Source organism: uncultured Shewanella sp. (genome assembly GCF_947501665.1).
Lineage (GTDB): Bacteria > Pseudomonadota > Gammaproteobacteria > Enterobacterales > Shewanellaceae > Shewanella.
In genome coordinates, this window is record NZ_CANMWS010000014.1 from 139,328 (window position 1) to 152,263 (window position 12,936).

12 protein-coding genes are annotated in these 12,936 nt (G+C 41.6%); 3 read left to right on the forward strand and 9 right to left on the reverse strand.

The genetic code is table 11. From position 1 onward, the window contains the following. Position 1 precedes the first annotated feature (1 nt). The 8 genes from Q0976_RS12655 to Q0976_RS12690 form a co-directional block, all read right to left on the reverse strand. Positions 2-679: a GAD-like domain-containing protein gene (locus Q0976_RS12655; protein WP_299494177.1), complete on the reverse strand. Its 678-nt coding sequence runs from the start codon at positions 677-679 to the stop codon at positions 2-4. 3 nt (positions 680-682) lie between these two features. Beyond that, positions 683-1,465 carry a polymorphic toxin type 15 domain-containing protein gene (locus tag Q0976_RS12660; RefSeq protein WP_299494178.1) on the reverse strand — a complete coding sequence of 261 codons (783 nt, stop codon included), beginning with the start codon at positions 1,463-1,465 and terminating at the stop codon, positions 683-685. Positions 1,466-1,671: 206 nt separating this feature from the next. Then, complete coding sequence (locus Q0976_RS12665; RefSeq protein WP_299494179.1) at positions 1,672-2,055, reverse strand: hypothetical protein; 384 nt, start codon at positions 2,053-2,055, stop codon at positions 1,672-1,674. Further along, positions 2,040-4,121, reverse strand: a complete 2,082-nt coding sequence (locus Q0976_RS12670; RefSeq protein WP_299494180.1) for an S-type pyocin domain-containing protein — start codon at positions 4,119-4,121, stop codon at positions 2,040-2,042. Before Q0976_RS12670 ends, Q0976_RS12665 begins: the two co-directional genes overlap by 16 nt. 372 nt (positions 4,122-4,493) lie before the next feature. After that, a complete protein-coding gene (locus Q0976_RS12675) occupies positions 4,494-5,735 on the reverse strand; it encodes an NAD(P)/FAD-dependent oxidoreductase (protein WP_299494181.1) in 1,242 nt (413 codons plus the stop codon). 81 nt (positions 5,736-5,816) lie between these two features. Beyond that, the gene (gpsA, locus tag Q0976_RS12680; protein WP_299494182.1) at positions 5,817-6,839 is read right to left on the reverse strand and encodes an NAD(P)H-dependent glycerol-3-phosphate dehydrogenase; all 1,023 of its coding nucleotides are present in this window, start codon (positions 6,837-6,839) and stop codon (positions 5,817-5,819) included. Positions 6,840-6,847: 8 nt separating this feature from the next. Beyond that, the gene (secB, locus tag Q0976_RS12685; RefSeq protein WP_299494183.1) at positions 6,848-7,330 is read right to left on the reverse strand and encodes a protein-export chaperone SecB; all 483 of its coding nucleotides are present in this window, start codon (positions 7,328-7,330) and stop codon (positions 6,848-6,850) included. A gap of 282 nt (positions 7,331-7,612) precedes the next feature. After that, complete coding sequence (locus tag Q0976_RS12690; protein ID WP_299494184.1) at positions 7,613-8,047, reverse strand: rhodanese-like domain-containing protein; 435 nt, start codon at positions 8,045-8,047, stop codon at positions 7,613-7,615. Positions 8,048-8,461: 414 nt separating this feature from the next. On the opposite strand from Q0976_RS12690, the gene gpmM reads away from it, so the two are divergent. Genes gpmM through Q0976_RS12705 form a run of 3 tightly spaced genes read left to right on the forward strand, consistent with a single transcriptional unit; the run spans position 8,462 to position 12,381 of the window. Further along, positions 8,462-10,006: a 2,3-bisphosphoglycerate-independent phosphoglycerate mutase gene (gene gpmM, locus Q0976_RS12695; RefSeq protein WP_299494185.1), complete on the forward strand. Its 1,545-nt coding sequence runs from the start codon at positions 8,462-8,464 to the stop codon at positions 10,004-10,006. A gap of 10 nt (positions 10,007-10,016) precedes the next feature. Continuing rightward, positions 10,017-11,150 (forward strand): peptidoglycan DD-metalloendopeptidase family protein, encoded by a 1,134-nt coding sequence (locus Q0976_RS12700; protein ID WP_299494186.1) that lies wholly within the window; start codon positions 10,017-10,019, stop codon positions 11,148-11,150. Between the two features lie 34 nt (positions 11,151-11,184). Next, a complete protein-coding gene (locus Q0976_RS12705; RefSeq protein ID WP_299494187.1) occupies positions 11,185-12,381 on the forward strand; it encodes a S41 family peptidase in 1,197 nt (398 codons plus the stop codon). On the opposite strand, the gene Q0976_RS12710 is transcribed toward Q0976_RS12705, so the two are convergent. Beyond that, positions 12,378-12,629 (reverse strand): YkgJ family cysteine cluster protein, encoded by a 252-nt coding sequence (locus Q0976_RS12710; protein ID WP_299494189.1) that lies wholly within the window; start codon positions 12,627-12,629, stop codon positions 12,378-12,380. The two genes, Q0976_RS12705 and Q0976_RS12710, sit on opposite strands and share 4 nt — an antisense overlap. Positions 12,630-12,936: the final 307 nt, after the last annotated feature.

Sequence of the window (12,936 nt, forward strand, 5' to 3'; positions counted from 1 at the left end):
CTTATGCACCATGCTCTTTCATGGTTTGGCTAACTAAGGCTGCCATATCAATGATTTCCATATCGCCCATGTCGGCAATGAGGTTAAGGTGAGTAATTAAGTCCAACTTTTGGATATTAGCCAGCTTCTTTTGTCCCCCCATAAACAAATAAGGTGCAAAGCCGTAAACTTCGGTTTCTGTTAATGGCCCTAGAGTTTTCAGCGTGCGTTCAAATAATGGTTTATCATCTTCACCTTCTATATCAACGTCATGTATTTTCGTGTACGCAAAAAAACGTTCTATTTTTTTATCCGCCAGCCCTTTCTTTATTTCTTTTTTGCTATCTTGGGCTGTGGTTATCCAGTTTAAATAAGGAGAAACTTCTAGAGATGCCCCTGTTTTTTCTCCCCAGAGATATAATTCTCCCCAAGCACTGCGGGCGATGACATGATAAGTATCGATATCGGGAAACAGAGTATCATCCAAAAATCGGTCTAAAATATCAACGTAATCGGCAGGGTTGGTGATCCAAAATAACCCCTCTTTAAAGCCTGAAAAACCGATTTTTCCCCAGTACTCCAGTAACCTGTCTGGCAGTACGTCGCGGTATTCTTCGATTTCTTCTGGTGTCGCGACCAGTTGGCTGGTCGGTTGGTCAAATTTTTCTAAAAAATATTCAAAATATTCATCAAATTGCATTAGTTATTTCCTTACCTGACAGCGGCTTAATTGTATGTTTAATTTGGCATCACGACCATATTTTTGTTTAGCGAGCTCGACTTGTTCATCCATTAATTGCACACGCGTTTTATCGGTTCGATCATATTGTTCTGAATTAGGTTTTCGGTTCCACTGTGGGCCTATTGATGAATTCACTCGTTTATTGCCCATGCGTTCGACTTTATCATTACCGCCTGCAATCATGTCAGGATCATGCAATGCGGCTAAATCTTTCATGATTTCTTCAGTTCTTTTATTGGCTTTTATTTCTATTTCCTTAGGAGATAATTCAATGTTTGGATTATTTTCATAAGATTCCTCTAAAGACTTTGACAGTTTACTTTTGAAGCTTTTTCTAAAATCTTTTTGTGCCGAACCAGTGCCTTTTCGCTTCATTTCCTTGTAACGATCTCGATTGTCAATGTACTCACCAATGCTTAAATCATTGAGGCCGTTCTGTTGATGCTGTAATTGACGAGCATAGTGTTGTTCCAATTTTTTAGGATCATCTTTAAATTTATTTTTAATGTTCTTGCTGGGTTCAAAGCAGGGAGCTTTAAAGGGTTTCATGCGTGTTAGCAACGGATGGACATTCGAACCATCATTTCCCTTATCACTATTCCCCGTCGCAGGTGCCTTCTCTTTCAAAGGCGTCACAAAGGTACGAGTATTGAGATCCGCTTGATGGTTAGGGATGGACGGATCTTTTTTGTATAGCTGTTTTTTGGGGTTGTTGTTACGCACCACTTTTAGAGCGTCTTTCATCTCGCCTAGGACTTCAACGGTTTCCTCTCCCTTTCTCTACAAAAAGTTTGCCAGCCTTGCGGCCGTTAGCGGCCAGCATGAATGAGGCCGAATGTGATTAGATGTGTACAGTATTATGAGTTCATTAGGTGGAGGCTAAAACTGCCCCTATGATGCCAAGGCACTTGATAATGCCTTGGTGAATTAAAGAAGAAAGAAATTAAGTGTTAATGACCTGTAGGCTTGCAATTTATTTCATTAGCAAAGGCTTTTATTTTACATTGTTGTTCATTCCAAGGTGCAGCAATCGTAAAACTAACACTAACAGGGGATACATATAGATCAGTTACATAAATAGTCGGGCTATCTTTCTCAAGGTTCAGTCCTGATTCTCCCATTTGACAGTATCGCTTTGATTTTCCATCAGGGAAAACTTGTACTGTAATGCAAGGGTCATTCTTCAATACGTAGGCAATAATATCTTCTTTTTTAGATTTATAGTCATAGTTAGATTGATAATAAACAATATTATTTATAGTTAAAGCGTCATTAGCGAAAGCTGAATGTGTGACAAATATACATACTAAAAAACTTATTATAATTTTAACCATTTCACTCGTTCCATTATTCTATTTTTATCGACACCATAGATATTGTTCCACTTCTCTTTATTATCCATTATGTCAATGAAGTTAGTTAAATTTCCTGTAACACCACTCTTTTGATCAGCTTCTAATGCAGGTATAAACCAAGCACGAGTAGAGCCACGTTTATCGCCTGTTCCTGTATTATCACCACGATAAGTCATATCAACGAGTACTTCTTTGACATTATTCGGTAATTTCTCCCAATCAACAATACCAACTTCCCTTTTTACATCCGATTTTGTGAGTAAGTATTTTGTTTTCTCCTCGTAATCTCCATATATGGCCATAAATAGATGATGTTGTTGTTTTCGGGTCAAAGTGAGCTTGTCTTTGCTGATTAAACCCTGATATTTCTTGTAGTGAGCAATAAGTGCCTTATCATCTGCTTTTTCTCTGGCTATATGAGCGTCTTTAGCCGCTCCTGTTAATCCTTCCCCTGTTTTATTTGATCCGCCTTTCATGCCAGCAGATGCCTTAAGAAAGTCCAATAATTCTGGTGCAATAGGGCGACAATCTTTAGCCACTTTATCAAATAATTCTTGCACTTCTTTAGCGCTTCTTGAGCCGACATCTAACCCTCTACCAATGGTTATACCCGATGCTCCAATTACTGTATCGCCTGAATGAGGTAAATGAGCTGTACGGGAAAAATAAATATTACCATCGATGTCATTGCCTTCAACGCCAAAGGTAAGTTGCCCTTTAGGCACTTTAAGCCATTTAAGATCCATTTCATCATCTTCCCCCGTATGCACCGCCAAATACACAGGCTTGAGCTTTAACTCCGTTGGAAAGTTCACTATGGCCTCGATATTCGGCTCAACGATATTGTTCGCCTCCACTTCCGTTTGGGGTTGTGCTTTCAAATTCCATAAGGCGTCATTGGTGGCTTCATCTAAAGTCGATGCGGGCAAATTGCTCTTATTAGCAGTCTCTTCACCTGCTTCGCTAACTTGAGGCTGCCAATGAAGGCTCAGCTCTTCTGTTAAATCGGCGCGAATACCGTCACCATCAATGACTGCCTGAACAACTTTGACTTTATCGGAATAGACTTGTTTATCATCGGTATGTACAGCCTTTAAAACAGGCTGATTGCGATCAAGATTATTGTCATTTTTCAGCGCTTGCTCTGACGGCAATTCATAATAGAACTTTACCCGAGTGTCAGCCTCTTTTAGCACTGGAAAATCGAAATCTTCGTACTGCGCACCACCTGTATTTTTAGCCCACTGTGCCAACAGTTGGGTATAAGACGTAAAACGGCTCACCGCTTTACCAGAGAATGACCACTCACCTCTATCATTCTCTTGCGTATCTGCCCGTTTAAGCAATAAGGTTTGATTTTCATACACATTATTTTCTTCTGTGGCATTTGAAGACACGCTATTGACACTATTTGATGTCAGACTAAACAAGCTCAATACACCAAAGTTTTTCGCCGACTCAACTTCTGTGCGCATATCGGAGACGTGTTTACCCAATACAATTGACTTAGCAAACACCTTATTGCCATAAGCTGGTAAGTAAAATTTGGCAAATTTATCAGGCCCCGTCTGCTTAGGGGGATCATCATCAATCACAGGTTCCTGTGTACGCTTTTTCATGGGCGCAGGAGGATGCAGGTTATCCGATGAGGGGCTTTTGTACGGATTGCCGCCAATAGCGATCATGCCACCTGCAGTGCCTAAGCGGGTATCGATGGCTTTAATCACGTCCTTTGGATAGTCATTATTGATGGCAGGATTCACTCGCCTGATCTGCACAGGCTTAAGGCTGTGAAGAATGACCTTTAGTCTATCTTCCATGCTGAGTTCGGTATCAGCGAACCCCATAATGAACATAGGTTTTGTGGGTTTATCGGCCAGTAAAAGCTTTTCACCGCGAGTGAGGGCGGTTTTAAGACTGGATAGTGACTCGCCTGTGGCAAGGTAAGCCTTTAATTCATTATCTTTAAGATGAGTAAAATCCGTTTCAATGCTTAACGCTTCATGCTCCATCAATTGATGAAGTTGCACTACCTTCCCTGACATACTGCTCCCTAATTCCCTTATTAAAGCACGCCTACTTCATGCCCTGCTTACTTAATCAAGATCACTTCGCGCATCCTTTCCCTAAGGGCGATAATTTACCACAATTGATTAATAATAAAAGGGATTTTTTGTCCTATTTACAGATCGTTCTATTCGAATCTAAATAAGAAAATTAATAAATACAGTGCTAGCATGCAGCTCAGATACTACACAATGAGTTATTGTTGTGTGTCGCAGATGTCTCTACACAAAAGCCTGCGGCAGACAATCGATACCCATGAAGATTCCACTAACAACACACTTAATCAATACCACCATCACACATAAAAATGTCATCAGTTTTCATTTGATACTTTTTTGTCAAACACAAAGCTAGCAAACCTCTCCTGCCGCATAACCGCTAGACCAAGCCCACTGGAAGTTATAGCCTCCTAGCCAGCCGCTCACATCGACGACTTCACCAATAAAGTACAAGCCTTTTTGGGCTTTGACTTCCATGGTTTTAGACGAGAGTGCGTCAGTATCGACACCGCCTAAGGTCACCTCAGCAGTACGGTAGCCTTCGGTGCCATTGGGGAAAACAGTCCACTGAGTAAAGTAGTTAAGTAAAAAAGCTTGCTCGGCTTTACTGAGCTGATTAATGCTCTTTGCCCCTATAAGGCCTCTTTGGCTTTTATCTGATGTCTGAGCACCTTTCCCGCCCATTCCATCTAACTCTCCTAGTTCTAGCAGTCGCTCAACAAAGCGTTTGGGGAAAATGCGGCATAAGGCATTTTTTAATGACAGCTTAGGTGACTCTTTAACGGTATCACTAAGCCAAGTCATGAAATCAAGCTCAGGCAGCAAATTGAAACGCACCGCTTGACCCGGTTGCCAGTAAGAGGATATTTGCAACACCGATGGTCCGCTTAAACCTCTATGGGTAAACAGCAAGGCTTCTTTAAAGCTTTTACCGCACTCAGCTGTTGCAATGACAGGTAATGCGATTCCCGATAAACACTCAAACTTGGCTTTATCAGCCACTTGCAGTGTAAAGGGGACTAATGCCGCCGAGGTGGGCAATACGGGTACCTTAAACTGCTCAGCCACTTGATAACCAAAAGGCGTTGCGCCCAATTTTGGCATGGATAAACCGCCGGTAGCGATAACTAGCGACTCACAGGTATATTGTCCTTGGGATGTATCCAGCTGATACCCCGATGACGTCGGCTCAATTGACAAGACATCGGTGCGAAGCGCAGTATTCACCTCCGCCCATTCGCATTCTGTTTTCAGCATTTCTACAATTTGTTTCGCGCTGTCATCGCAAAACAACTGACCTAAGGTTTTCTCGTGATAGTCGATCCCGTGGCGCTCTACCATGGCGATAAAGTCCCACTGGGTATAACGGGCTAACGCGGATTTACAAAAATGCGGGTTTTGACATAAATACGCCGTCGGCTCGATACCTAAGTTAGTAAAATTACAGCGGCCACCACCACTGATCAATATTTTACGACCAAGTTGTTTAGCATTATCGAGAAGCAATACATTACGACCTCTATAGCCTGCCGTTAATGCGCACATGAGTCCAGCAGCACCTGCACCTATTACTACCACATCTTGATGTTTCACTTAAACCTTGCCCAACTTTGTCATAAAAAAGGATGCTATTGTAGCATCCTTTAATCTCTCTTCACGCATTCAAATCTTAAACTACTCACTGGTTTTTTTCGTCTCAGATTTTTGCTCTCGGCTTAACAATGCTTTAGCAGCATCCAGTGCAGGCTTATTTTGGTAAAGCACTTGATAAACTTGCTCCACTATCGGCATTTCCACGCCAAGGCGCTGGGCTAATACGTAAACTTCTTTAGTATTTCGGTAACCTTCTACCACTTGACCAATTTCAGCTTGCGCCGTATCAACATCCAATCCTTTACCTAAGGCTAAACCAAAGCGACGGTTTCGAGACTGATTATCCGTACAGGTGAGCACCAAATCCCCTAAGCCGGCCATCCCCATAAAGGTATCCGCTTGCGCACCAACCGCTTTGCCCAATCGAGAAAGCTCCACTAGCCCACGTGTGATCATGGCCGTACGGGCGTTAGCACCAAAACCAATGCCATCAGACAGACCTGCGCCAATCGCCATGACATTTTTGACCGCACCGCCTAATTGCAAACCAATAAAGTCATCATTGGCATACACTCGTAGCCGTTTAGGGCAATGAAGTAAATGAATAAGATCTTGAGTGAAAGCTTTATCGGTACCCGCTATGGATATCGCAGTCGGTAAACCCGCAGCAAGCTCTTTAGCAAATGTCGGTCCTGATAACACGGCAAGAGGGTACTCTTCACCAATAACATCCCGAGCGACATCTTGTAATAAGCGACCCGTTTCAGGCTCTAAACCTTTTGTGGCCCAAACGATACGACTATCACTGCGTAATAAATCTTTCGCTTGATTTAAGACGTTACCGAAAACATGACTAGGCACCACAACCAGAATATTATTCGATGCCTCAAGGGCGACTTTTAAATTAGATTCAAGTTGTAAGCAATCAGGGAAAGAGATATCAGGTAAAGCATTTTGATGGCAACGTTGTGCTTGTAATTGCTCTATATGCTGAGGATTGTGGCCCCAAAGTAGGGTATTGTGGCCATTATTAGCTAAAGAAATAGCAAGGGCGGTGCCGTAAGACCCCGCCCCTAATACCGTTATATCGGCAGTCTTTTTCATATAGCCAATTACGCGTTAGCTTCTGCTTGTTGCGCTTGAGCTTCTTGCTGTTGTTGCATATGCTGTGCAAATAATGCATCAAAGTTCACTGGCGCAAGATTCAGTTGTGGGAATGTACCACGACCCACTAAACTACCCACAGTTTCTCTTGCATAAGGGAACAATACATTAGGGCAGTAAGCACCTAAAGAATGAGCAAGTTGTGGTTCTGTAAGACCCGTAATTGAGAAGATACCCGCTTGTTGTACTTCACATAAGAAAGCCGTCTCGTCACCGTTTTTAGCAGTCACAGTCAAAGACAATACCACTTCATATACATCATCAGCTAACTTTTCAGTACGAGTATCAAGATCTAATTTAACCTCTGGAGACCATTCTTTTTGAAAAACAGCAGGACTGTTAGGGGTTTCAAAAGAAATATCCTTAGTATAGATACGTTGAATATTAAATTGTGGTCCAGTTTGTTCGTTGCTTGCTACTTCTTCAGCCATAGTATCCTACCAATCAGTTAATTAAGAGCCTTAACACTTAAGTCAAACTCAACCAGCTTAACTTGAGTTTATTAAGATCTCATTTCAGGGGTGTCACACTGACTCTTATTTGAGTGGGTGTGGGTTCCCGCATTGTTAATTTTTTATGCTAATGCATTGATATAAAACATTTTAAACCAATTACATCGCACATTTTATTTTTGACTCATTATAAAAGCCATATCACTTTAATCAATAAATTAATCAAAAAGCAATACGTGCAGATAATTTTTTACGTCTCACTTATTTTTTGCTTTTAGACACAGGTAAATTGCTCGACTGCCATTCGCCCATACCGCCCGTTAAGTTATAAACCTGTTCAAAACCGTTTTTAACCAATAACTGAGCCGCTTGAGAAGATGTCATCCCTGCGCTACATACTAATATAATGGGACTGGCTTTAAACTTTTCAAGAGCTGACACTTTATTATTTTTAATATCCGCCAATGGAACATTGATTGCGTCAACAATATGACCTTTTTTAAAATCAGCTTTTGCTCTAACATCAACAACTTGTGCATTTTCTTTATTCATCAACAATACTGCTTGCTGATGTTTAATATTCTTAACTTTTGATACACTCGTCTTAAACGTCACTACGATAAGTCCGACAAACAAGCCGATCCAAGCCAAGCTAAGCATCGGGTTTGCTTCTAAAAATTCAATATATTCTTGCATTATTCACTGCCTACTCATTTTGGCTTACAGATTAATTGAGCCGAAGTATAACCCCAAACTACCTGAAAATGCGAGTTTCAGCACCGATATAACAGTGCAAATAACCTGCATTAATTAAACAGTATGTCACTGTCTAATTTAACCAGCCTATCGCCTCAATCTAAGTAAAGCGCTTTATGCGAGCCCACGCTCGTAGTAAACTGAGTGCAATTTCAAACTTATCATTCTTAACCTAATAAGCCTCAACTAGACTTGGTAAACAATGACAAAGATGAACTAATGATGCTCCTAAGGAACATCACCCCCTTTTTGTGTTTCTTTTATATGTGAGACCAACGAGAACTGTTCATTGCCATCACTGTTAGCACGTAATACTAGTTGCCTTCATTTAGGAACAACATTAGAGGTATCACCATGACAACTCGCAAACGCCCATTGGCATTGCTCATATTAGACGGTTGGGGTTATCGCGAAAATACAGATAACAATGCTGTGTATCATGCCAACACACCAGTGTTAGATAAATTGAATGCTCAATATCCAAATAGCTTGATTTCAGGCTCAGGCATTGATGTCGGCTTACCTGATGGACAAATGGGTAACTCAGAAGTCGGGCATATTAATATCGGTTCAGGCCGAATTGTCTATCAAGAGTTAACCCGTATCAGTAAAGCCATAGAAGACGGTGAATTTGATGAAAATCCCGCCTTAGTTCACGCAATTGACCAAGCAATAGCTAAAGATGGGGCTGTGCATCTAATGGGATTATTATCCCCTGGTGGCGTACATAGTCATGAAGCCCATATTGAAGCAATGTGCCGCTTAGCGGTTAAACGAGGCGCAAAAAATGTGTATTTACATGCCTTTTTAGATGGTCGAGACACGCCACCTCGCAGTGCTAAAAATAGCTTAGTGCACTTCGAAGCACTCTTTAACGAACTGGGTACAGGCCAAATCGCGTCTATCATTGGTCGCTATTATGCTATGGATAGGGACAATCGTTGGGAGCGGGTCTCTCAAGCTTATGAGCTGATCACTCAAGGCAAAGGATTATTCCATTATGATAGCGCCGCAGAAGCACTGGATGCCGCCTACGCACGTGATGAAAATGATGAATTTGTTAAAGCATCGACCATTGCGAGCTCAAATGGCAATACGATTACGCTAACCGATAATGACTCACTGATTTTTATGAATTTCAGAGCCGATAGAGCGCGGCAGATCACTCGCAGTTTTGTGGAAGCGAATTTTGATAATTTTGACCGTCAAGTAACGCCTAATGTCCATTTTGTGATGCTCACAGAATATGCCGCTGATATTAATGCGCCCATTGCTTACCCTGCAACAGATCTTGTTAATACCTTAGGTGAAACACTGCAAAATACCCATAAGACACAGTTAAGAATTTCAGAAACTGAAAAGTATGCCCATGTCACCTTCTTTTTCAATGGCGGCAAAGAGCAAGCCTTTGAAGGCGAAGAAAGGATCCTCATTCCTTCTCCCAATGTTGCCACTTATGATCTTCAACCTGAAATGAATTCAACGTTACTCACAGATAAGCTCGTTGAAGCCATTGAAGCAAATAAATTTGACGTCATTATTTGTAATTACCCTAATGGCGATATGGTGGGTCATACAGGTAATTTTGATGCCGCAGTAAAAGCGTGTGAAGCTGTGGATACTTGTATTGGCCGGGTTGTCGACGCCCTTGAAAAAGTCGGCGGAGAGTGTTTAATTACTGCCGATCATGGTAATGCTGAGCAAATGACTGACAGCCAAACCGGTCAAGCCCATACGGCTCATACCAGCGAGCTCGTTCCTCTTATCTATTTTGGTCGACCCGCCACAATAGAAAAAGGCGGAAAATTGAGTGATTTAGCTCCAACTATGTTAGCATTGATGGGACAAGCCGTTCCTCAAGAAATGACGGGGCGTTCAATCATCAAACTCGATGAGTAAATAAATTACTGTGAATAAAAGCCTGATCACACAAGCCAGTCTATTAGCTGGCTTGCTTATTATCTCTTCGCCGTTGCAGGCTAATGATCTGCAGCAGCGTCAATCTGAATTGAAAACGATCACCGCACAGCTCAATAAGCAGGCCTCGACGGTTAAAGCAACGTACAGGCAACGTGAACAGCTACTGGATTTACTCAAAGAAGATGAAAAAGCCATCGCTTCAGTAGCTAAAAAAGTGAATCAGACTCAAGCCTCTTTAAAAGAAACTGAAGCAGAAATAGCTAAGCTCAATACGCGCAAGCAAGTGCTTAATGAGTCTAAAAAGACTCAACAAGAAGTACTTTCGAAGCAATTAACCAGTGCTTACCTCGCTGGCAATTATGATTACAGTAAAATGCTGCTAAATCAGCAATCCCCTGCCAGTATAGAGCGTATGTTAACTTATTATCAGTACTTAAATAACGCTCGAATAGCCTCCATAAAAAAGTTACAACAAACACTCAATGAGCTTGACGATATTGAACGAGAACAGGAACAACGCCAAACCCAGTTAAACCGTTTAATACTGGAACAAAACACCCTTGCCGACAAACTCAAAAAAGAACAAGCTCAACGTAAAAATACCTTAACCCAGCTACAAAGCACGTTAAATACCCATGGCGCCAAGCTCGAACAGCTTCAAATAGAGCAAGCCAGCTTAAAGCACTTAGTTGATCGTACTTTAGCCATGATGAAAAGTAATTCCACTATGGCCGGATTAAAAAGCAGTAAAAAGTTAAAGTGGCCAACCTCGGGGCGAATTAAAACTGCTTTTGGTAATAGCCGTTCAGGTAAAATAAAATGGAAAGGTGTCACCATTTCAGCCCCAGAAGGACGCAGTGTCGCGGCCATCGCATCAGGCAAAGTCATTTATGCCGATTGGTTAAGGGGTTTTGGTATGGTGCTTGTCATCGATCATGGTAAAGGTTATATGAGCCTCTATGGTTATGCACAAGCTTTATTAAAAGAAGCTGGAGATAAAGTTCAGCAAGGTGATACGATTGCATTAGTTGGACGTTCAGGTGGACAGAGCGAGCCTAGCCTATACTTTGAAGTAAGGTATAAGGGACAAGCCGTCGATCCTGCAAGGTATTGCACACGATAAAAGGTTTTTTCCCTTTCTATAGTAAGGGGTTAAGATGAAGTCAATTTATCGTTATATAAGTTGTGTCGCCATAGGTTTAACACTCGGCCTTTCCATTACTCTGTTAGAAAAAAGTCACTCCCAAGAATATAGTTTCCGCTCACATTACCCACTTCTACTTGAAGTCATGGATTCAATACAAACCTATTACGTGGATCCAATCAGCGAAGATGAATTGATGCAAGCCGCCATTGAAGGTGTTTTTGATAAGCTTGATGCTTATTCTGGTTTACTGGATAAGCAAGATTTTCAAAATATTAAAGATAGCAATAATGGCGAATATTTTGGTTTTGGTATTGAAATTGCGATAGAAGACGACAAAATCACTATCATCACACCTTTCGCTCATTCTCCTGCCGCTCAAGCCGGGATCAAACCTGGCGATCAAATTATTAGCCTTAATCAGCAGACCGTCACTTCAGATAAACTTAACGCACTCTTAAGTGAAATGAAGCAACACAGCAAAGATAAAAAAGCCATTGATATTATGCTCACTCGTGCCAGCACACAAAAAACTTACTCTGTCACATTAAAACCCAGCACAATAAAAATCACCTCTGTTAAGGCGCAATTGCTCGATAATCAAATTGGCTATATACGTTTATATAACTTCCAAGAAAATTCAACAAAAGAAATTATTAGCCACCTATTCGATTGGCAAGCGATTCCTCTTCAAGGGATTATTTTAGATTTACGCAATAACCCTGGTGGACTATTAGATCAAGCGGTTAGCATTGCAGATATCTTTCTCGATAAAGGCCTCATCGTTTCCACTCAAGGGCGTTACTTCGATGCTAATTCTGACTATTACGCGTCTTCGAAAAGTATGCATAAACAAATCCCTTTACTGGTTATTATTAATAAAGGCTCAGCATCAGCTTCAGAGGTGTTAGCAGCAGCATTACAAGATAATCAAAGAGCGAAACTGATTGGGCAAACCAGTTACGGTAAAGGCACAGTTCAAAGCCTAATTCCCACACTCATAGATGGTCATGCGATAAAACTGACCATAGCCAATTACACCACACCAAAAGGCAAAAACATCAACAAAACAGGCATAGAGCCCAATATTAAAATTGCATTAGATAAAACGGAAGCCGATCAAATGCTCTCTTTAATGGCCCTTAGCGACATTCAGCAAGATAAACTATTGAACACGGCGATCACATGGTTTGATAAACAACAACCTTAAGCTGTCGCTGCCTCCAGCTCATTAATCAGCCAAATGGCCTCTTCTTTGTTCGTGCCGCAAACATCTTTTGTTGCGGCAAACATATGGCAAACATCTGGGCGCTCAGGCAAACCAAACAGCTTACATAGATTATCTTCATTAAGTTGAATACAACGAACCCCTGCAGGCTTACCTTCCGGCATCCCTGGGATCACAGTGCTAATAGACGGCGCAATGCAGCAGGCACCACAACCTAAACGACAATCCATAAATAATCCGATACCTAATGTGTCAACACATCGATATTATCGCATACCTTTCATAAAAGCCCTAAACTCTGCAAACATGAACACTATGCTCCAGACAGTGAAGTGCATGGATATTTTTTCGTCTTTATGTTGGTGGGTGAGTACGGCGTAAGCCGTGAGCTTTCGAACGCGAAGCTGGGGAATTTATCCGCGACGTCACACAACAAACATTGATAAATACGACAGACACGAAAAAGCCCTAACATTGCTGTTAGGGCTTATCGTAATGTTGGCGGAGCGGACGGGACTCGAACCCGCGACCCCCGGC